Below are 19,674 nucleotides of genomic sequence, written 5' to 3' on the forward strand. Positions count from 1 at the left end.
CCACTTGCGGGGACGTTGACGGCCCTCCATGCCGATTCGGCCGTTGAGATCGCGGAAAAGAGCGGGCACGCGCCGATGAGTACCTTCATGATCATCAGTCATAGGTCATGGTTGGTGCGCCGCAGCCGAAGGGGGCTGAAGCGTCCACCGATCCGACCCGCCGAAGACCGGACACGAGACACCGAGGAACCACAGATGCGTACTCTGATCAGCACGGCCTTCATCTCGCTCGATGGCGTCGTGGAGGCCCCGGGCGGCGAGCCCGGCTACCGGAACTCCGGCTGGACCTTCAAGGACATCGAGTTCCTCCCCGAGGCGTTCGACATCAAGGGCCGCGAGCAGCAGGAAGCCACGGCGATGCTGATGGGCCGCACCAGCTACCAGGCGTTCAGCCCGGTGTGGCCGAACATGGCGGACTTCGCCGACTACAAGGCGATGCCGAAGTACGTCGTCTCCACCACCCTCACTGAGGATGACCTGGTGACGAACTGGGGTGAGACGACGATCCTGCGCTCACTCGATGAGGTCGCCGCCCTGAAGGAGACCGAGGGCGGCCCGATCATCGTCCACGGCAGCGCCGCCCTGAACCAGGGCCTCTCGGACGCCGGCCTGATCGACCGCTACCACCTGCTCGTCTTCCCGCTCCTGCTCGGCGCGGGCAAGCGTCTGTTCAGCGCCACGGACAAGGACACCCAGAAGCTGAAGCTGGTCGAGCACGAGGCGTACGCCAACGGCCTGCAGAAGAACGTGTTCGACGTCGTCCGCTGACACGACTCCCGCACCCGCCCGGCCGACCGCGACACCGGACACGGCCCCGCTCGAAAGGTCCTGCTCAGTGGACGTCGGGTCACCGTGCGCACCAGAGGGATATGCCTGCGATGTGGAGCCCGGCCAGGTAGATGGTGGCGGTCTTCGCATAGCGGGTGGCGATGCCTCGCCACTGCTTGAGGCGGTGATGCACCGTTGGCGCCGTCAGGCCGCCGTGACGCCGTAGCGGAGGGGCTGGGCCGGGACAAGCTGTTTCGTTCCCGGTGTTGATCTTATTTTGGGGCTGATCAGCTCGTCGACCAGGGGAGTGCGGGATGCCCGCCTGCGAGGGGTGGTGTCGCCAAAGTCGCGGTGAACCTTGGCCTGGGTAAGCCAGTCGCTGGAAGTCCGCGCGCTGGGGAGGGCGCCTACGCCAGGGCGCTGACGTTTCCGGCTGAGGTCGGGTGTGCATGTGTGCACACGCCTTCGTTTTTCAGATTGCGGGAATCATTGATCTCGGAATTGCTGCTTCCGGGGTGGCGAATGGCGGCGCTCTTCCATTCAGGGGTGGCGAAGGGTGGCGCTTTCCTGAATCAGGTATCCGGTCCGAGACGGGAACTCTTTGAATGGCAAGGGACATGGCTGTCTGTGCGCCCCTGCCGTGCGCGGGCGTGCAGGCGGCGTGTGCTGCGGGTCGCGGCTCAGCGGCCCAACCACAGCTTTCGTCGGCACCGTGCCGCCCGAAGGCCCTTCTTCCGGAGAGGAGACCCGCGCGTGTGGAACCACAGCATGCGCGTTGACCTGCCATGATGCAGAGTGCTTTGCATGAAGTGTGGCCCCAGTACCTTGCCGGAGTCCTCGTGCTGGCCACCGGTGCGGCGACTGCGGCCGCCGCACGCGTCTTCCGTCGGCGCCGTTCGGTGACCCGCGGCCAGGACACTGTGCCCCACCCAGAAGAGCCTCGCTAATCCCTGCTGGACTTCATACATGGATACACGTATGCCTTCTCAAGAAAATGTCGTCCGCCGGACGACAAAAAGCGTCGTCATTAAGACGACACATTGCAGTCGGCCCGAAGAAACAAATCGCGCTGCGGCCTGGCTGCATTTACACACCCAGCGCGAACGAGACCCGGACGAATGGGCTGGTGAACTGGCCCTGGCCGCCAGCCGCGAGTTCAGGCCCGCGGACCGCAACCTGACTGATGTGGCCGCCAAATACGATGAGCTGATCCAGCGTGTCCGCTACCGGGATCCGGACATCGACGAGACCAGCGTGCTCGCGGCGCTCCTCGTCATCCGCGCCCTGCGCGACAAGCTTCTCCTGGACGAGCGGCGCCTCATCGGCGCGGCCCGCGCGCTCAACATCACCTGGCGGCGCATCGCCGATGCCCAGGAACTCAAGAGCCGGCAGGCCGCCGAACGCCGGTATCTCCAACTACGCGACGACATCGACGACATGGCCCCCGACGCCGAGGAAAGGACCCAGGCCGAACGCGTAGAGGTCGCCCGCGCCCGCCGCGCCCGCCGCGCCGAGTACATCTGGGCCACCACACACGCCGGCCCGATCATCTCCCTGGCGCTGCGCCTGGACGCGGTGAACGACCTGCAGCAGCGCGCCGACGCCTCCGAGGCCGCCCGCAAGGCGCACCAACTCGTCAATGCGGGCACTGTCTTCGAGGGCCGGCCCGCACCGCCGCCGGTCCGCATGCCGTGGCCGGATCGGCTACACAAGGCGGTGGCCACCTACCGCACCCACCAGAGCGCGTTGGCCGAGTACCGGGCCCGCCCGCAGCCCACCGTTCTCGGTGAGGATGCCCGCCCGCCCCACGGGCTCCTGATGCCCGTGACGTACGACCGGCTGGTGCACGACCTGTTTGGCCTCATCGGCAACGCCCGGGATGTTGACCTAGAGGACCAACCCGGTCTTGCCGCCGACATCCGGGGCCTGTACGCGGAGGCCGGGGCAGCCTCACCGCATGTGGACTGAGTCCGCGGCAGCAGCACCCGAACGCACAGGAAAAGTACGGAGAGGAGCTGAACCTCGCCCGCTACATGAAGGACGGCAACGTGGCCGACGGCGGGGAGTGCGAGGCAGTGTCTGGGTTCCCGCCCGGCACGGGGATGCCGGGCGGGAGAGGGGTGTGCGTCCCTCCTTGGGTGGTTCTTCAGCACGAGGGCCCGCACAGCCTTCCAGACGGGAAGGTTCGACGCCGGGGCGTCGGTGTTCCATGGTGGGGATCGGGCGGGCTGCTGCAACGGTAAGTGGCTTTTCCCACTCATACGGGTTGAAAAGTGCCGCAATGTGTGCGCGCCTGACTGGCTGTGTCGGGTAACTCCCGTCTCCCTGACTCCTATTGTTCCGTAACTCCATGATCACGTGGCGTGGCGATGGCTGGACGGACCATGCTGGCGTCCTGCTCCTCGTGAGGCGCTTCAGCACCGCCTGGCGAGGGGTTCCTTCCAGACGCCCATTCCAGGGAACTAGGTGAGATGTCCAGTTCGCAGGTGTCGACCGCCGCTGCGGTGGCGGCGGTCTTCCCATCCGGCACGGCGCGGGCCGTGCCCGGGCACCTCCCGGTGCCCGTCACGGGGTTTGTGCCGCCCGGTACCGCAGGGCCGGATCTTGTCGTGCGGCCCGGCTTACCGCTTCAGGGCCCAGCCGGTTCGCGCCGGGTGGTCGCGACGCCGCGCGTGCGGCGGAAGGAGGCGCCGCGATGACGTCCTCCGCAGTGCCGGAACGATCTGACGGGGAGCCTGTCAGTCGGCGCGGCCGCAAGCCCGAGCCGATCTCGGCGGACGTGGGTGCCGCGCACCGGGCCTGGCTGGAGTCGGTCCGCGCGCGGCTGCGCGCCAGCGGTCTGACGCTGGACGAGCTCGTGGCACGCTCGGGGTATTCCAAGACCCGTATCTCCGAACTGCTGCGCGGCAACGGCTACTACCCAGGCTGGGAGATCACCTTCAGCGTGATAAAAGCCCTGGACATCCCGGCGTGGCCGATGCGCCGGCTGTGGGCGGCGGCCGCCCAGGAGGCCTGCAAGGAGCCGGACTGGATCCGCCGCTCCGTCGAGGACGTGGCGCTCGAGCGGGCGCTGCAGCCGGTGGCCCACGAGGGCTTCACCGAGTCGTTGAGTGGCCACTACACCGCCTACGCCCGTGCGTTCCTGCTCACCGACCACCGCGCCAAGTGGGTCGTGTCGGAGACCTTCGACATCCTGTGGCTGTACTGGGACGAGGCCGCCGCCAGCGCGGACGTCCGCCGTTACGCGTGGCGGCTGCTGCGCTCGCGGGTGATGGCCCGCGCCTGCCGGCACCCCGAGGGCCATGTCGACCTGCGGGCCGCGGCCCTGTCGACGCAGTCGCAGAACGAGAGCGCCGACCTCGCCGAACGGCTCGCCGACGCCGGTGAGCTGGTGATGCTGTTCGACGCGATCGGCCGCCTGCCCGGCAACCAGCAGGACGTCACCGTCCTGCGCTACCTCTGCGGCATCGACGAGGACGTCATCCCTGAAGTCCTGGGCCTGTCCCCCGCCATTACCCGCGCCATCGACCAGCACGCCCGCGCCGCCCTGGACGACATCTACCGCCGACGTGACGACACCAGGGAGTGATCAGCCCATGACCACCATTGACCAGCTCCTGTCCCGAGCCCGGCTGCAGCAGCAGCCCGCCGTCCCCCCGGACACCGTCCCCTACGAGGACTGCGCCTACCCGGCCCTGACACCGGACGGTTTCGCACTGTGGGACGACGACACAGAAACCGCCGACGACACTGCCATGACGAACCTGAACACCCTGTGCGAGGCAGCCGTGACCCACTCCACGGCCTCGCTGGAGGACTTCGTCACCGACCAGCTGCCCGCCCCGCGCGGCGCCTGGGTGTTGGGATGCGTTCTGCAGCTCGCGGACGCGGAAGAAGGAGCCCGCTTCTGGTGGCAGTACGCGGCCGGCGCCGGAGACGACGCCGCCTCCTACTGCCTCTACCTTCACCACCGCGCCCTCGGTGAGACGTACGCGGCCGACTTCTGGCGGGAGCAGACCAGCATCGACACCGAGACAGACCCCGAGACAGTCACCCTGCCCGGCGCGACGGCACCAGCCGACAACCTCCGCCTGGACCGCAGCACCCCCACCGTCCTGCGCCTGCTCAACCGGCTCACACCGCCGGGCGACCGCCCCCGCAGCGAGACCGTCACCGCCGTCCTGGACTACGTCCCCGCCGCCGTCACAGCCGGATACGCCCGGCACCCAGACCGTGAAATCCCCCTGCCCGGGCAGGACTTCGCCACCCACATCGCCATCATCCTCGCCACCACCTCGCACGCCCCTGCCGCCAGCGAGCGCCCGCAGCGGCCCAACCCGGCCCCCAGGGCCTTGCCGAACCGCTCCGGCCACGCCCGCAGCAGCGACAGCCGCGTGCAGGATGCAGTGCGCGGCGGGCACCGCTGATGCCGAGCGGCAGCAGCCGGCGGCAGTCTCGGCATGGGCCGTGTCGGCGCACCAGCGACCGACATTGCCCGCGCAGGCCACCTGCGGTGGGCAGGCGTTCGACGGGTCCGATGCACTTGGGGCCGGCGGGCCGGTTCACAGCGGAGCCGAGGTCCGTGCGACGGACCCCGGCTCGATGGGACCGGTATGGATCAAATAGTGGGCATGGTGTGCACAAATCGCCTGGTGATCCGTCTGGATGCGTCAACCGCGCGATACACGGCTGTCTGGGGGGTCGGCGAGGACGGTGGCCACCCGGGCCTGGGCCTGGGCGACGTACTGCTCGCTGGCGAGTTTGAATTCGTCGCTGGCGGCCCGTTCTCGCACGTAGGTTTCCATGCCTTCGCGGATGACGGCGTTGGCCGTGGTCGACAGGACGGCTGCCATGGCCTGGATGCGCTCCAGTAGATGGCCGGGGAAGCGGACAGAGACGACGACCGTGCGGTCTTGTTCGTCGGTTGCTTTCCTGCGCTCGCTCGACACGCGTGTTCCCTTCGTCGGGGACTGGGATGCCCCGTTCGTGCCAGGGATCGGGGCATGCCATTCCCGGTTCGACGTGCTGACCGGTTGCCGCCGGACAGCACTCTCGCTGACTGAACGCCGCTCAGACTACGACACTACAAGGTTCTTTGGAGTGGCTACGACGTATGTGTTGTGCCGCACATGAGTTCTTTGTCGCCGGTTGTACATCTCTCGGTGTGGTGTTTGACACTTCGTGAGTTCGGGCGTGTCGAGAGCGTCATGTAGTCGTACATGCCATCCTCCGACTGAACTACGCGAAGGTCGTGTCATGATGGCTGTCACGTAGCGCATGCGACCGCGTGCGCCCCGTGCACGCACCTTCACACAAGCCCCCATACGCAAGGAGTTTCCCTGTGCTCCACGAGCTTCCCGCCACCCTCGGCCCCGGCCTGAAGGAGCCGCTCACCACCGGCGGCATAACCGCCCACGCATGCGACACCGCCCTGCGCATGATGGACGCCTTCGGCCACGAGAAGATCTACGGCCAGGACATGGAAGCCGAACTCTCCCAGGAGGAACGTGACGCCAAGGTCCTTGCCCTCCTCGGACAGCGCTACATCCCACCCGGCGTCCTCACCCAGGACGCCTACTGGGAAGACCAGGCCCGCACCCACGAACGCCGCCTCGTACACGCCGTACGCGACACCCTGACCAGCCTCGCCAACGAGTCCGGCCGGCCGCCCACGGTGCTCGGTGACGATGGCACCCCCGCCGAGCGCGAGGAGGAATTCCGCGCCCTGGTGAAGGCCGAACAGCCCGTCGTCTCGGTCGCCTTCACCGGCTCCCTGCGCCGCTGGCTGTCCGCGAGCGACGCCACCGCCACGTCCATCGCCATCACCACGTACCTGCCCGACAGGCCCCTCTACGCGGCGCTCGTCACCCCCAAGACCGCGCTGCTGTCCGACTGCTCCGGCTCCTACCGGCTGTCCCTCGATGACGGCTGGCTTGCCATGACCGGTGAGCCGACAGTGGCGGAACCCGACCCGAACTGCGTGGTCCTGCCGCACTCGATGATGGACGAGGCCTCCCGTATCCGCCGCCACTACAGGGACCCGCTCTTCCCTGTCGACACCAGCTCCGCGATCGCCCAGGCCGTCCTGGGAGGCGCCGTGCCGGGCGCGGTCCACCTGCGCGAGCCGGTCCTGAACTCCGCCATCATCCCGGTCGCCGTCGGCCACGGCATGATCGTGCGGTTCCTCGACAACGGCAAGATCCTCAAAGAGGCCTGGGACGCCAGCAGGCACCTGTACAAGGCGGTCACCGGCGAAATCGCCTTCGGTGACTTCGTCGTCGCCCGCAACCGCTGGGACGCCCACCGCATCAGCCGCATCCTCAAGAACGAAGCCGACGACATCGACCCACTCGACCCACTCGCGCCCTACGACGACTTCGACTTCGACTTCAGCGACGAGGAAGGCATTTAAACCCTCCCAGCACGCCCATAACCGATCCCTGCGGCCGGTGCGAGCCGGCCGCCCCTTCAAGGAAACAACGGTGACCAACGACAATCCCCTCAGCCTTGTCGCCCGCGATGCCGTGAACGGCAACGCGCCCCAGAGCAACAACTGGTTCAAGGTCATCCCGCCCAGGGATGTACGCGACCGCTGGCTCGCCAAGCTGAAGAACACCCGCCGCCCGGCTGGCAGCCTCGCCCTCCCGGCGATCGCCACAACATCCAGCCTGTACTTCAGCCACAACCTGCCCCACAGCGACACCGCCATGGCCCTCGGCCTGACCACCCTCGTGGTCGGCTACGACGCCGTGATCGCGATCTGCTGTACATGGATCAAGGTGGCTAGCAGCACACCCACCGCCCAGCGCGCCGACACCAACCCCGCACGCCGCGCAGCCTGAAGTCTGCGACGGGCCGACCGCACCTCGAAGTGCGGTTCCGGCACGGGTGCTCCAACCACTGCGTGGAGCACCCCTTTTTGCGGGGGAGGGGCGTCGGCGGGCAGATGTGTACGCCTGCGCCCCCTACAGGACAGGCGGCGTCTGCGGCGGCGGCTGCTGAGCCTGGGCGGCGGCGTTGCTGGCGACCCGCCCCGCCAGTGAGACGGCCCGCATGTCCTCCGGGTCGCTGCGCCTCAAGACGAAGACCTTGACGAGGGCGAGCAGGCTGGGACCACACAGGAGCGCGGATAGCCACCCGTTCACCGGAGCCACGTACACGGCGCCCGCGAGCATGGCCAGCGCGATGACCGCTCCCGTGACCAACTCAACCGTGCGCCGGCGGTCCGCCCGCTCCCGCTGACGGTCCTCGTGCTGCCGCTGCTTTGCCTCGCGCTGCAACTCAAGGCCCAGCATCCGCTCACGGTGCTCCCGGCGCAGCTGCGGCTCCATGGCGCGCAGCGCGACACCGAGCTGCTCGGCTCCAAGTTCTCGCCACTGCATGGCGATACGGGCTCCCGCCGACAGGACGGCGTCATCCTCGGAAGGCTGACCGGCAGGCAACTGTCCCCCACTGCTCACCGCGCTGATCCTCCGTCACCGCTTGACACGGGAGCGAAGTCCCCCCCGTTCGTTTCCAAAGGTGGTGGGCCGAGACGTACGAACAACCGTGCCAGAGTCAGGTTGATCACGTCGGCCGTGTTATCCGCGACCAGTCGCTCATCATCGGTGGACAGGTGGCCGGTCTCGTCCGGTAGGAGGTCCGCGTCTTCGTCTGCCGCTCGCCGAACCACGTCTTCCGCTTGCCGCGCCGCCTCCTCGGCGGCCTGCTGCAGCTCGTCCTCGTGCAGGAACCGGTACATGGGCGATGTGATCCACCGGTCCATATCGACGGTTGCGGTGGTTGCGTCCGAGACGGTAGAGCCGTCCTCGACGTGAATCGAGTCGTCCTGATGGTTGACGATGTCGATGACTCCGGTGACGGTATCGCCGTTGGCGATGATGCCCCCTCCGCGGGCGTGCTCCGGGACCTCTCGGGCCCGCTTCTGTTTCGTGACCGTGTAGATCGACCTCAGCCCCACCGTGGTTGCGAGCCCTGCGCTGAGGAGCGGCAGTAGACGCTCTAGATAGTCCAGCACGGTGTCCCCCCGGGGCCGAGACCAGCGGCACGGGCCACGATAGCCGCGACAGGGGGCTAGAGGTCAGGGGTTCACGAAGGAGGGGTGTCGGCGGGCAGGGAGTACATCCTGCGCCGCCCGGACACTGCATCGGCACTTCCGCCCGCGCCCGCCTGTCCCCGCTAGGAACCCGGCCCACGCTACCAGCCCCTGTGATCGAACTCCGGGCGCTGACCTGCGCGTTCACGCCCAAAGGGGCAGTCCGCGCGGTGGCCTATCATGCTCCGCCGACCGAAAGCGGAAGCACACGTTCCGCCAGGGGGCGACCTTGACCAACCTCACCACCCTCGCCCTGCTCGGGCTGGCCGGCTACCGCGGCACCCAGCTCGCAGTCCACGACACGATCCTCGACCCCGTGCGCGACCGGATCACCGCGTGGCACGAGCGGCGCCTGGACTCCAAGCCGCGCACCGCCGTGGTGGCCCTCATCTCCTGCGTGTACTGCATGGGCTGGTGGGTGTCCGGGGCGCTGCTCGCCAGGGCCGGCCGTGGCCGCGTCGCCTTCACCAGCGGATCCAAGCCGACCGCCACCACCGTGGCCCAGCGGTACGCCGGGAGCGCCGTCCGCATCAAGGGCACCGACGAACTCGTGCACCACACCGAGACGTACGAGGTGGCCAAGGACGGCGGCAAGGGCGCCGTGGTGTTCGCCCACTCCCTCAAGGCCGAGGCCGTCACCCACGCCAAGACCCTGGACGGCGCGGTTGTTCGGGAGCGCGAGACCGGCACCGTGGTGCACCCCGCCCCGGCCGCCGACATCACCAAGGCCGAGCAGACGGCCGAGGCGCCCGCCTAGAGGGGGACTCGCCACGCACGGCCCGGGGCTGACTATCCGCCGACTCCGGGCCGTTCCCTGATGCTCAGAAGTTCCTCAGACCGGGTGTACTGGACCGGCCACCAGGCGATCGTTCACGCAGGCGCCCCGGCGGGGAGTGCGCTGAGAGGTGAGGGGGAGCCGTGTCGGACCCGGACAACGTCGCGCGCCTGATCGCCGTTGGCAGTGGCCTCGTCGCGGCGGCCAACATGGCGGTGAGCTACGCGAGCTACCGACGAAAGCGGGCCCGGCTCGAGGTGAAGCTGGGGGACCAATCCATCGACTACACCGTGCATGGGGAACTCCGGCCAGCCTTCGACCTAATGCTGATGAACCGGGGCGAGACGTCGGTACGGATCAACTGGGCGTACCTGACGATGCGCAACGCCGCCCGCGCGTTGCCCAGACGGCTAACGCGGTTGCGCGCGATGGCTACAACCGGCTTGGAGCTCTTTGAGGGCCGCCATTTCAGCACCGTCACTGAGCTGCCATTCGAACTCGGCGGCCTGGGCGAGGAAAAGGTGAAGCTCACCGTCATCGGGTGCTCGGCGTTCTTGAACGATCCCGATCATCAGATATGCCGCGTGACCGTTGGGCTGTCCAGCGGCAGGGTTGTCCGCTCGGGATGGCAGCGCAAGGCTCTCGGACAGGTCGACTGCACGTGCCCGGACTGCCACGAGGAGGGGGGCGAGCAGCAGCTCAGCTTCGACGACCTTCTACAGGACAACTGACGTGCCCCTAGTAGGGTCGGGGACTGGCGCGGTGGCTGATGCTCCGTTTCCAGTCCCCGCCGCTTCAAACCGTGCATGCAGTTCTCCCGCACACGGCTTTCCGACATCGTTCACCGGCTGGCATGCGCCGTCGCCCTGTGCAGGTTTCCGGTAACGACCACGACCGGCCGGGCCTGGACGACGGCGCTTTGCGTCGTGGCCGGGAGGATCCCCGGTGCAGCACGTTGATGCTCTCCTGCTCGGACAGCATGGCGAAGCCGGTGTTCCTTTCTGCCACCGATGGGCACCTGGGCGGCCATGCTCTCCAGCACACGGTCGGCTTGAGGGCCTGCATCCTGGGGATGCGGCCATGATCCGGCGGGGGCACCGCTGTGGTGCCCCCGCCTTCAGGGACTGGATCTACAGGTCAGGAAGTGGGACTACTGCGAGTTGCGTGACTCCAGTTCGCGGCGCAGGACGTCGAGCGTGCGGCCATCCTCGAGGTGCCACAGCGTCCATCCGTTGATCACGTTTCCTGTCACTGCCTCTGCCGCTTTGGACGGCGAGGGGTACGGGCTGGCATGGCCATCGACGACCAACTGGCCGTCGGGCGTCACCACGGCGCGCCCGGACCGGTTGGCGCGGCGCTGGTGGAAGGACAGGACCGCCCCCGCCTTCAGCAGGTCCGCTTGCATGAGATCGGCCAGTGGGCCGTGGGGGACCACCTGCCTCGGTGATGACTGTTTATCCCCGGCGCCGAGGGTGAGGGTGACATGGACGGTGTCATCGCCGGTCGCTTTCATCAGGTGCGCGATGACGGCCGGGTCGAAGTTGATGCTGAGCGTAGGCATGCGGCCTCCCCTTGCGGCAGTCCGGTCAGCCCGGACCGCTCGTTCTGCTCTGATCGTAAGGTACTCAGGAGACTTTGCACATCTTCAATTTTAAGTAATTCAGGAGAAGATAGCCCGAGCCGCATTGCAGTTCCGTACGGCATCCGTACGGGAAACTTACGCCAAGCGTACGGTTTGTGGGATAGGGTGTCGGTCAGGAGGTGTTTCATGTCCGAGTTGTTCGACGCGGTCGACGCGCTGGTCGCGTCCCGGGCTCCGCTGCCGCCGACGGAGGAGCGCAAGCGGCTGCGCCAGGCCCACGGGCTGACGCTGGACGAGGTGGCCGCCGCGCTGAAGGTGCGCCGGGCGACGGTGTCCGGCTGGGAGTCGCTGAAGAAGCCGACCGAGCCGCGCGGCCCGGAGCGCGAGGCGTACGCCCGTCTGCTGCGGCAGCTCGCGGAGCTCTACCCCGCGCCCACCGCCGCCCCGGACCTGGTGCCCGCCACGTTCACCGGCCAGCCCTCCCCGGCGGAAGCGCGGACTCTGTCCCCAGGCCCGGCCTCCGAGGCTGCGGCCATGACTGAACACGAGAACACCCAGACCGCCCCCGCCGCTGCTGAGCAGGCCGCGCCGCGCCCGGCCCGCACCGCCAGGGGCACGTCAACGTCGCGCCGCCCGGGCGCGCGGAAGGCGGCCCCGGCCGGAACCCCGGCGGACGGCACCGACTCGCGCTTCGAGAACGGACCGCTCGCGGTCGTCGACGTTGACGACGACGGCCAGGTCCTCGCGTACTGCGTCGGCGGCCTGGTCCTGGACGTGCCCGCCAAGTCAATCCCGTCCCTGGTGGAGTGGACCCTGAAGGAGGCCAGGCTCGGGCAGCCGAAGCTGGCCGGCCCGGGCAAGGACGCCGACCCGCTGCTCGTGCTCACCGAGGCCGCGCTGAAGCGCTACGGTCTGCCGGTCGCCCTCACGGATGAGGAGCGGCTCGCCGGACGGATCCCGGAGGGCCACAAGGTCGTCAAGCAGCTGGCGCGCGCCGACTGGAAGCTGACGAAGCGCGGGTTCGGGCCGTGGGCGCGCATCTACCGTCCTGCGCAGGGCTCCGAACGCAACTGCGTGCAGTTGTGCATCCCGTCTTGGCACGCGCTCGACTCCCGTCACTGGGGCCCGGCCGGGCAGCTTCCGCCGGCGGAACTCGCCCGGATTCTGGGCGTGTACGCGTCCCGGGTGATGACGCCGCGCGGCTCCACCGCCGTCACCGGCCTGGAGCTGATGACCGCGCTGCACCCGCCGACTCGCGCCTCCGAGCCCGACGCCGATGGCAAGCGGCACTCCGAGCACAACCCCGGCAGTCTGGGCAAGGACCCGGTGGACTGCGCCCCGTGCGAGGCCCCGGACGGGCACCCGCTGCTGAAGGACCTGCCGCGCTTCCACGTCCGCAGCCCGGCGGAGAAGCTGTTCGAGGAGGCGTACGACTGGGCGCGGCCGATGACCGATGCCGAATGCACCCTGCGCCACCTGGTCGGCATCGACGTCAACATGGCCTTCGCCGCCGGCGCGAACGGCCTGAACGTCGGCCTCGGTGAGGCGACGCACGTCAAGGCCCCCGCGTTCGACCCGAAGCTGCCGGGCTCGTGGCTGGTCGACCTCAGCCACATCGACCTGTCGAAGGTGAAGGTCGGCAAGGAGTGGGTGGAGCTGGACGGCAGCCTGCTGCCCAGCCCGTTCACGCCGAAAGGCGACCGCCCGGAGGGGCCGGCCTGGTACGCGACGCCCACTGTCGCCTACGCGGTGGAGCTCGGCTACGAGGTCCGGCCGCTCGAGGCGTATGTCCGGTACGAGAATGGCCGCTACCTGGACGGCTGGTACAACCGGCTGCGCGACGCCTTCCTCGCCACGATGGCCGACCTCGGCGTCGACGCCGACCTGTCGCCGGCCGACTTCCTCGCCGCGATGGACGGCTACAAGGAGCGCGACCCGGAGCTGGCGATCGTCGTGTCGGCGGTCAAGGCGACGGTGAAGGGCGGCCTGGGCAAGCTGCGCGAGCGCCCGCGTGGGGAGGGCTGGAAGCCCGGCGAGCCGTGGCGGGCCCTGTCCCGCCCGACCTGGCGGCCCGACATCCGGGCGGCGGTCATCTCCCGCACCCGGATCAACCTCCACCGCAAGATCGTCAAGCACGCCACCTTCACCGGCCAGTACCCGATCGCGGTCCTCTCCGACTGCGTCGTCTACGCGGCCGACGGCACCAGCCCGCTGGACTTCCTGCCCTACCGGGACGGCAAGCCGCTGCCCGGCGGGTTCAAGCTCGGCATCAACCCCGGCCTGGTCAAGCACGAAGGCACCCAGAGCGTCCTGTGGGGCGAGGAAGTCCGCGAGCGGTTCAACGCCCCGGAACTCAACCTCGCCCGGTACATCAAGGACGGCACCGTCACCGACGTCGACAACGGAGAGTAGGAGTAGGCCACGATGAGCCTGTTCGGGGACGGCCTGGAGGCCGCGGTGCAGAAGGCGTTCACCCGCCCGGCGCCGAAGTCGGCCGGCGCGCAGATGCGATACCTGGTCAAGCAGCTCAAGGGCACGAAGGCGGCCGCCCAGATGCTGCGGGTCTCCCAGCGCACCGTCGAGCGGTACGTGAAGGACCAGATCAAGAAGCCCCGCCCGGACCTCGCCGCGCGCCTGGAGCGCGAGGTGAAGAAGCGGTGGCAGCCGCAGATCCGGGCCAAGGCCCGGCAGAAGGCGGCGACCACGGGCGGCATCGTCATCGACACCCGCGCCCGCATGGGCTACACCGCGCCGATCGGGTCGACGGACCAGGACCGCATCCGGCACCTGACCGTCGCTCTGCCGCCCCGCTACGCCGCCCGCCTCTTCGAGGCCCAGGAGCAGGGTGCCAGCGACGCCCGGCTCCAGGAGATCGCGGCCGAAGCGCTCAAGGAGGTGTACTTCCAGGACGGCGGCCGCCGCGCCGGCAGCCTGGAAGAGGTCCGGTTCACGGACATCGAGCACCTCGAGTTCGACCTGTAGCAGCCATACCCCAAACAGCCCGCGAGCCCCGGTGTGACTGAGCGCTTCACTTGGCGAGTGAGCGCGACACTTGGCGAGCTGAGCGTTCAGTCATTTCCCGTCAGCCATGTGAGGTGCTCGCCGAAGCCTTCCTGGTCAGCGACCCGGGGGCTGCGCCGGTATGAGCAGACGACGCATTGCCCGAAGCCGACCCGCCCCCACATGTCCAAGCCCAGGACACAGAAGGTCTCGTACCCACACACCGGGCACTCCTCGAAGTCGTGGCCGTCAGGGTTGTCCCTGGGGTCGTACTCGTTGGGGTTCTCGGCCGACTCCGCACGGCGCTTGGCCTCTTCATCACCGATGAGTTCTAGCAGAGCGCGCGCCTGATCGGCCGACCGCGCGTCCTCGTCCTGGGCCCGTTCGTCGTCGCGGTCAGACTGGGCCTCGAGGAGCGTTCTCAGGGTGGGGTGGTGGTCGAGGGCAAGCAGGGCTTGGACGTGACGGCGCTGCAAGCGTCCCGTTCCGCTTCCATGGCGGGCCTGACCGCTGACATCGAGCGCATCGGTCAGGAGGTCAACGTCGATCCGGGTGTCCCAGAAACCTTCGGGCACACGGTTTTCCTTCTCCCACTGGGAGCGGACGTCGGCGTCGCGATCGGGTATAACGCACAGGCCCGTCGTCGGGTCGGACGGAATCTTCTCGGCGATCACCTTCAACAGGGTCCTCGCAAAGTGCACACGGCCCTTGTCATTCGCTTCCTCCCCTGGCCACTCTGCTGCGACGATCGCGGCCAGGGCGTTGGACAGGGCCTGGTCGTAGATTCCTTCGTGCCCGGGCTCGGTTTCCGCGGACAGGTCGACGCTGGTGACCTCGGAAAATGGGTCCGCGTCATTCTCCTGCCGGAGCGCGTTGAGCATCATCACCGCGCACTGGCCGAAATAATCGGCCCGGCGGTCGTTCGGAAGTTCGTTGCCCGACTGCATGCGCACATCCTCCTCCGGACACGGGAACGAGGACTATCGGTTTGACCCGACGGCCCACGAGCACAGCCTGATCGGACGGACCCAACACGAGCGGCGCCGCACACACCGTGGGACCAGCGCCCGGAGCAGCACACAGCTGCACCGGCGGGCTCAACTCGCCAACCCAGGCGCTCAGTCACACCGGACCGATGTGGTCCGGGGTTCGCCCGCGCATGGACCCGATGCGACACCCAACGAGGCTCAAGCTTTTCGAAGGATCTTTCGCGGGATCTGCCACGCAACGGCTCAACCGGGGAGATTCTGGACGGGAGCAACGACGGTGAGCTGCTTCTCCGGAACGCTGCGCACCACCGACACCGAGGGAGACACACATGGGGCGGGTCAAGGCACGCAAGGGGGAGACGTCGGGCGTACGCCCGGCTCGTGCCGGAGAAGGCGACGCCGTCCGGGACCTGCTTGCGGAGGTGGCCCGGGATGAACAGGACCGGATGCAGCTGGCGGCGTCCTGCCATCTCCTCGACAACGGGGTCGACACGGCCCGGTTCGCCGAGCCGTTCCGCATCCTGGTCTTCGAGCGGCGCCGCACACTACTGGGCGCCGTGCTCGTGCAGGCCGGCAGCCTCGGTTCGAAGCCGGGCGACCACCTGGCCGAGCTGGAAGCCCACCAGAACCTGTACGCCCAGCAGGCTGGCATGCAGCGCAAGATGTTCGACCGGGTCAACGCGGTCACCGGGCACCTGGCCTTCATGGCCGTGGCACCCGCCTCCCGCAGGCAGGGCATCGGCCTGCAACTGGTCCGTGCAGCCGCCGACATCGAGCGTCAACGCGGCCGCCGGCTGCTGGCCGGCTACGTATGGGACGACGCTCTGGCGCACATGTACGAGAGGTGGGGGTTCATCGTCTCCCCGGCGGAGACGGCCGCGTTCTTCCTGCGGGAGAAGGTCGGCAACCTATACGCGCCCTCCGCTGCCGCGCTCAACCTGACGGAGGGCTCCCGCCTGATCGTGCTGCCGCTCGTCCCAGAGGTGCGCGCCTACGACATCGGGACGGCAGACCAGCCGTTCCCGGCAGTGGTCGGTGTCGAGGAGCGGTTCGATCCCACACACCTGGACACGCCGGAGGAGCTCACCAAAGTCAAGGAACGCATCGAGGCCCTCGTCCAGCAGCAGATGACCCTGTACGGGCCGGAGCGCGCCCGCGCCATGTTCGATGCCTTCTTGGGCCAGTCCGCTAACTGAGGCAGCGCCCGGATCCTCGTACGTCCGTCAGTTGCCGCCGTGGTCGAAGCCCCGAAGCACGGGATCGAGTTCGAGGGCAGCGCCGCACAGGGAACACAGCCGGACGCCCGGGTGCTTCCCCGCAGTCGACGGCGTGGATGACGCCCTGGCTGGGGCCGCCGACCCCCAGCAACTGGCAACGGTGATCGACGATGACGTCCGCGAAAGCATCAAGCAACTCCAGCAACGGATCAACGCTCTGGCCAAATCCATCGCGGACCCGAACGCGGAAGCGTCGGCCCCTGTAGCCGGGTGACGCAAGGACCAACTGGATGGCGTCCTGGCGGTGCCGCACCTCCTATCGCACGGCTGCCTCGTTGGATGGGCACGACGACGTACAACACCGCCCCGCGGCCGCTCGGAGAACAGAGGGCGCCATCCCCACCACAGTCCGCTTCGACCTTGAGCACCTCGAGTTCGACCTGTAGCACCGCACCCCGAACAGCCCGCGAGCCCCAGACCGAGGTGGTCCGGGGCTCGCTCGCGTATCCGCGGGGGGTCGGATGTGCTTGCACGCGATGCCGTGTTCAACGACACCGCCGTATGCCGGTCACCCCGCCTCCGTGGCGTCGCCGGGAGAAGGCCGGCCTTCCTGCGCGGCGAGGACCGCGTCGACGAAGGCCCGCACGAGCGTGGCCACCTCCGATGCCGTGACGTCCTTCGTCCACTTGCCGGTTGCGTGCCAGCCGCTGCACTGCAGCTGAAAGCGGTGGACACCGTGTGTGTGCTCCGCCTCGCGGACGTACGGCTGCTTGCCACAGCGCCCGTGCCGCTCGTTCTCCTCCAGGTGCGCGCGGACCACGTCCAGGTGGAAGCGGCGCGGCAGGGTCCGCTGTTCGAGGCAGCCGCGGCACTCCAGGAGGTGCAGTGCGCCGCCTTCGAGCTGGAGGAAGTAATACGGCCTGGCGGTGCCCTCGCGGGTGTTGCAGCTGCCGCAGAGCGGTCCTCGGACATGGCCGTGCTCGTGGCAGTGATCCCACACGGACGCCTGGCTCGCCTTGCACAGCCGGCACAGGTAGTCGTCAGCCCTCGCGCCTCGCCGGCGGATCGTCTCGTACTGAACACCGCGCAGGTGGCCGGTGTACGGCTGGAAGGCCGCGCCGGAGCAGGGCGGGCACCGGGTGATGTACCCGGACGTCGTCGGAGTCCGCCAGCCGCCCCAGTACGGGCCCTGCTCGCCGCAGGAGGAGCACAGCCGGGCCCGGGCCACCAGTTCGTCCTGCCGCCGCTCCCAGCGGTCCAGAAGGTCCACGTAGGCCCGTGGCAGGAGCCAGGTCTCCCCGGACCACGTCAGGAGCTCAAGGGGCCGGGTGCCGGCGATGTTCTGCAGGTGCCGGGCCCTGCTGCTGGACGCGACGAACTCCTCCCACGTCAACTCACCGGGAAGCCCGTTCGCGCCGATGTTCCGCCAGGAGCCCCACGCGTCGTAGTCGCGGCCCTGCTCAAGCAGCTGGGTTTGGGCCCGGGCGAACATCCACGACACCAGTTGGCGCCGCCAGTTGGGGCGGTGCCACTCCTCCGGGTCGCGCTCCGGGAGGTCGCGGTAGGCGGGCAGCTGGACGTCGACGACGTCGTCCAGGTCCACCTCCATGTCCGCGAACGCACGGCCGGCGGCCCGGATGTCGCGTTCGTCGTACGTCCAGCGAGCCTTGTGCTTGTAGCAGCGCAACGCTATGTCGCCGAAGAAGACGTGACCGTGCTGCCGCAGGCGAGGCATGTGGAGAAGCTCGTCAGGATCGAGCGGCACCGGGGCGTTCTGCGTCAGGTCCGCGAAGAGGGAGCGTGCGTACTCCCGGCTGATGGGCATGGCCGGATGGTGGCAGCCGCCACTGACAACGCCCCATGCACCGCGCGTCGTTGCCGGTTGTGACAAAGCGACGTAATTGGCAAGAAGGGCGTCAGCGTGCTGCTGGTCAGAGAGGTGTGACGCCTCGTAGTTGGCAAGGGAGACGCAGGTTAGTTGGCAACCTGTAATCACGGGTGGTGATGTGCGTTTCAGGCGACCGAAGGGCTGGAGTGGGATGGCTCAGCTGGTCACGGAATGCGAGCGTGCGGCTCAGCGCCGCCTCGTCGGGGTCCTGCGCACCTCGAGTGTCCTGACCGGCGGTGGGCTGGCGATGTGGCGCGACTACCAAGCCGGCCACCGCTCCCGCGTCCCGGCCCCACTCCGTTCACGGCCGACGGTGTGGGGCTGCCGCCATCACCGAGCCCAGCGACCTGACCGGTGTTAGCCCTTCTCAGGCGGCGGGGCAGACCGCAGCCAGCGAGGTGTGGATACTGTCGAAGTGTGACGCCCGACAGTGGGCCGCCAGGTAAGGCGGAGCGCTGCAGGGATGCGCCATCACCGCCCCTCTGTGTCCCGGATGTGTCCCGGGGAGGCGCACTCATCCGGGGTGGGCGTTCGCTATGGCGTAGCGCTGAATGATGGCCAGGCCGCTCTCCTACGCCGGCGGACCTCCATATCGTTCCATCGCCATATGGACTAGCCTTTGCGCTAGCTCGTCGTTGAAATAACCTCGGGCTCTGTCCAACCTCTCCAGATAGGTGGAAAGATTGTCGAGCCCGATTGGATTCGCTGTCGAGCCGCTCGAATTTCCCTGCTCCAAGGCGCAGCGTCGAACAGCTTCGGTGGTTCTTCGCAATTCAACGAACACGCCGCCCCTAACCGTATAGAAAGCGTGTGCGTCGGCTGCGCCTAGGTAGTGCGCTTCCATGGCTTCACGGTCAAGCGAACTCGTCTGTTCGTCCAGTCGATCGGCATCCACCGTGCGACCTGCTTGGAGGTCCACAATCGAGCGCGCCAAGAGGTCACGCCAGGTGCGGCTTAGAATGCGTAGCTTAATAAGGCTTGCGGTTTCTTCCTCTTCTTTTTTCCGTGCCATCTGAGTTTCAGAGTCGATTCTTTCACGGCGATGCTGAAAGAGGGGTGCGTAGATCGCAGTCACTCCGGTGATCAACGCCCCGCCTACTACGCCAACAAGACCGAATAGCGCTTCTGAACCTGCCATACAGACATTCTGCGCCACTTGATGAACAACCGCCTGCTTTTCGACGTCTAACACAATGGGGTGGCTCGGCCATGACGGCCGTGTCCAGGGCAGTAGTTGAGCGTTCGGTCCGGTGTGGGGACGTCGCCGTACCGGACGCGGACCGCGTCGCTGGACGAACCGGAGCTCGACAAGGCGGTCGATGACCTGCGGCAGTCTCTAGAACTGCTGGAACGATCCCTG

General features: G+C 68.1%; 19 protein-coding genes. 12 read left to right on the plus strand and 7 right to left on the minus strand.

The features are described 5' to 3' along the window. Positions 1-195 precede the first annotated feature (195 nt). From ACWGJM_RS41935 to ACWGJM_RS41950, 4 genes are all read left to right on the plus strand, one after another. On the plus strand, positions 196-768 hold the full coding sequence (locus ACWGJM_RS41935; RefSeq protein ID WP_453417016.1) for a dihydrofolate reductase family protein: 573 nt from the start codon (positions 196-198) through the stop codon (positions 766-768). Positions 769-1,734: 966 nt separating this feature from the next. Then, complete coding sequence (locus ACWGJM_RS41940) at positions 1,735-2,736, plus strand: hypothetical protein (RefSeq protein ID WP_453417017.1); 1,002 nt, start codon at positions 1,735-1,737, stop codon at positions 2,734-2,736. Between the two features lie 727 nt (positions 2,737-3,463). Beyond that, positions 3,464-4,357 carry an XRE family transcriptional regulator gene (locus ACWGJM_RS41945; RefSeq protein ID WP_453417018.1) on the plus strand — a complete coding sequence of 298 codons (894 nt, stop codon included), beginning with the start codon at positions 3,464-3,466 and terminating at the stop codon, positions 4,355-4,357. 7 nt (positions 4,358-4,364) lie between these two features. After that, the gene (locus ACWGJM_RS41950) at positions 4,365-5,195 is read left to right on the plus strand and encodes a DUF6207 family protein (protein WP_453417019.1); all 831 of its coding nucleotides are present in this window, start codon (positions 4,365-4,367) and stop codon (positions 5,193-5,195) included. A gap of 243 nt (positions 5,196-5,438) precedes the next feature. Here the strand turns inward: ACWGJM_RS41950 and ACWGJM_RS41955 are convergent, their stop codons facing one another. After that, the gene (locus tag ACWGJM_RS41955; protein ID WP_453417020.1) at positions 5,439-5,717 is read right to left on the minus strand and encodes a hypothetical protein; all 279 of its coding nucleotides are present in this window, start codon (positions 5,715-5,717) and stop codon (positions 5,439-5,441) included. A 392-nt stretch (positions 5,718-6,109) separates the two neighbouring features. Here ACWGJM_RS41955 and ACWGJM_RS41960 point away from each other — a divergent pair, with 392 nt between their 5' ends. Together ACWGJM_RS41960 and ACWGJM_RS41965 are read left to right on the plus strand one after the other, a co-directional pair. After that, positions 6,110-7,180 (plus strand): hypothetical protein, encoded by a 1,071-nt coding sequence (locus ACWGJM_RS41960; protein ID WP_453417021.1) that lies wholly within the window; start codon positions 6,110-6,112, stop codon positions 7,178-7,180. Positions 7,181-7,250: 70 nt separating this feature from the next. Continuing rightward, the gene (locus ACWGJM_RS41965; protein WP_453417022.1) at positions 7,251-7,610 is read left to right on the plus strand and encodes a hypothetical protein; all 360 of its coding nucleotides are present in this window, start codon (positions 7,251-7,253) and stop codon (positions 7,608-7,610) included. Positions 7,611-7,733: 123 nt separating this feature from the next. Here ACWGJM_RS41965 and ACWGJM_RS41970 read toward each other — a convergent pair whose 3' ends face one another. Next, positions 7,734-8,228: a hypothetical protein gene (locus tag ACWGJM_RS41970; RefSeq protein ID WP_453417023.1), complete on the minus strand. Its 495-nt coding sequence runs from the start codon at positions 8,226-8,228 to the stop codon at positions 7,734-7,736. After that, positions 8,225-8,785, minus strand: coding sequence for a hypothetical protein (locus tag ACWGJM_RS41975; RefSeq protein ID WP_453417024.1), 561 nt, complete (start codon positions 8,783-8,785; stop codon positions 8,225-8,227). The genes ACWGJM_RS41970 and ACWGJM_RS41975 overlap by 4 nt, the downstream gene beginning before the upstream one ends. Before the next feature lie 307 nt (positions 8,786-9,092). Here ACWGJM_RS41975 and ACWGJM_RS41980 point away from each other — a divergent pair, with 307 nt between their 5' ends. Together ACWGJM_RS41980 and ACWGJM_RS41985 are read left to right on the plus strand one after the other, a co-directional pair. Further along, positions 9,093-9,620 carry a DUF1360 domain-containing protein gene (locus ACWGJM_RS41980; protein WP_453417025.1) on the plus strand — a complete coding sequence of 176 codons (528 nt, stop codon included), beginning with the start codon at positions 9,093-9,095 and terminating at the stop codon, positions 9,618-9,620. Positions 9,621-9,781: 161 nt separating this feature from the next. Then, a complete protein-coding gene (locus tag ACWGJM_RS41985) occupies positions 9,782-10,369 on the plus strand; it encodes a hypothetical protein (protein WP_453417026.1) in 588 nt (195 codons plus the stop codon). A 419-nt stretch (positions 10,370-10,788) separates the two neighbouring features. On the opposite strand, the gene ACWGJM_RS41990 is transcribed toward ACWGJM_RS41985, so the two are convergent. After that, on the minus strand, positions 10,789-11,199 hold the full coding sequence (locus ACWGJM_RS41990; RefSeq protein WP_453417027.1) for a restriction system modified-DNA reader domain-containing protein: 411 nt from the start codon (positions 11,197-11,199) through the stop codon (positions 10,789-10,791). Positions 11,200-11,406: 207 nt separating this feature from the next. Between ACWGJM_RS41990 and tap the strand changes: the two genes are divergently transcribed. Together tap and tpg are read left to right on the plus strand one after the other, a co-directional pair. Continuing rightward, positions 11,407-13,632: a telomere-associated protein Tap gene (gene tap, locus ACWGJM_RS41995; protein ID WP_453417028.1), complete on the plus strand. Its 2,226-nt coding sequence runs from the start codon at positions 11,407-11,409 to the stop codon at positions 13,630-13,632. 12 nt (positions 13,633-13,644) lie between these two features. Further along, positions 13,645-14,202, plus strand: a complete 558-nt coding sequence (tpg, locus tag ACWGJM_RS42000; RefSeq protein WP_453417029.1) for a telomere-protecting terminal protein Tpg — start codon at positions 13,645-13,647, stop codon at positions 14,200-14,202. Positions 14,203-14,288: 86 nt separating this feature from the next. Here the strand turns inward: tpg and ACWGJM_RS42005 are convergent, their stop codons facing one another. Next, complete coding sequence (locus ACWGJM_RS42005; RefSeq protein ID WP_453417030.1) at positions 14,289-15,167, minus strand: hypothetical protein; 879 nt, start codon at positions 15,165-15,167, stop codon at positions 14,289-14,291. Between the two features lie 371 nt (positions 15,168-15,538). Between ACWGJM_RS42005 and ACWGJM_RS42010 the strand changes: the two genes are divergently transcribed. Continuing rightward, a complete protein-coding gene (locus ACWGJM_RS42010; RefSeq protein ID WP_453417031.1) occupies positions 15,539-16,405 on the plus strand; it encodes a GNAT family N-acetyltransferase in 867 nt (288 codons plus the stop codon). A gap of 133 nt (positions 16,406-16,538) precedes the next feature. Next, a complete protein-coding gene (locus ACWGJM_RS42015; protein WP_453417032.1) occupies positions 16,539-16,700 on the plus strand; it encodes a hypothetical protein in 162 nt (53 codons plus the stop codon). Between the two features lie 294 nt (positions 16,701-16,994). On the opposite strand, the gene ACWGJM_RS42020 is transcribed toward ACWGJM_RS42015, so the two are convergent. Continuing rightward, positions 16,995-18,251, minus strand: coding sequence for an endonuclease VII domain-containing protein (locus ACWGJM_RS42020; RefSeq protein WP_453417033.1), 1,257 nt, complete (start codon positions 18,249-18,251; stop codon positions 16,995-16,997). A 634-nt stretch (positions 18,252-18,885) separates the two neighbouring features. Then, positions 18,886-19,452: a hypothetical protein gene (locus tag ACWGJM_RS42025; protein ID WP_453417034.1), complete on the minus strand. Its 567-nt coding sequence runs from the start codon at positions 19,450-19,452 to the stop codon at positions 18,886-18,888. Between the last annotated feature and the right edge of the window lie 222 nt (positions 19,453-19,674).

The sequence above is a fragment of the Streptomyces sp. NPDC054834 genome (genome assembly GCF_053611185.1).

What these genes read in the sequence shown, in the direction of transcription:
- ACWGJM_RS42005 (WP_453417030.1), bottom strand. Translation starts at nt 15,167, where the DNA reads ATGCAGTCGGGCAACGAACTTCCGAACGACCGCCGGGCCGATTATTTC.
- tap (WP_453417028.1), top strand. Translation starts at nt 11,407, where the DNA reads ATGTCCGAGTTGTTCGACGCGGTCGACGCGCTGGTCGCGTCCCGGGCT.
- tpg (WP_453417029.1), top strand. Translation starts at nt 13,645, where the DNA reads ATGAGCCTGTTCGGGGACGGCCTGGAGGCCGCGGTGCAGAAGGCGTTC.
- ACWGJM_RS41990 (WP_453417027.1), bottom strand. Translation starts at nt 11,199, where the DNA reads ATGCCTACGCTCAGCATCAACTTCGACCCGGCCGTCATCGCGCACCTG.
- ACWGJM_RS42010 (WP_453417031.1), top strand. Translation starts at nt 15,539, where the DNA reads ATGGGGCGGGTCAAGGCACGCAAGGGGGAGACGTCGGGCGTACGCCCG.
- ACWGJM_RS42020 (WP_453417033.1), bottom strand. Translation starts at nt 18,251, where the DNA reads ATGCCCATCAGCCGGGAGTACGCACGCTCCCTCTTCGCGGACCTGACG.
- ACWGJM_RS41935 (WP_453417016.1), top strand. Translation starts at nt 196, where the DNA reads ATGCGTACTCTGATCAGCACGGCCTTCATCTCGCTCGATGGCGTCGTG.
- ACWGJM_RS41945 (WP_453417018.1), top strand. Translation starts at nt 3,464, where the DNA reads ATGACGTCCTCCGCAGTGCCGGAACGATCTGACGGGGAGCCTGTCAGT.
- ACWGJM_RS42025 (WP_453417034.1), bottom strand. Translation starts at nt 19,452, where the DNA reads ATGGCAGGTTCAGAAGCGCTATTCGGTCTTGTTGGCGTAGTAGGCGGG.
- ACWGJM_RS41950 (WP_453417019.1), top strand. Translation starts at nt 4,365, where the DNA reads ATGACCACCATTGACCAGCTCCTGTCCCGAGCCCGGCTGCAGCAGCAG.
- ACWGJM_RS41940 (WP_453417017.1), top strand. Translation starts at nt 1,735, where the DNA reads ATGGATACACGTATGCCTTCTCAAGAAAATGTCGTCCGCCGGACGACA.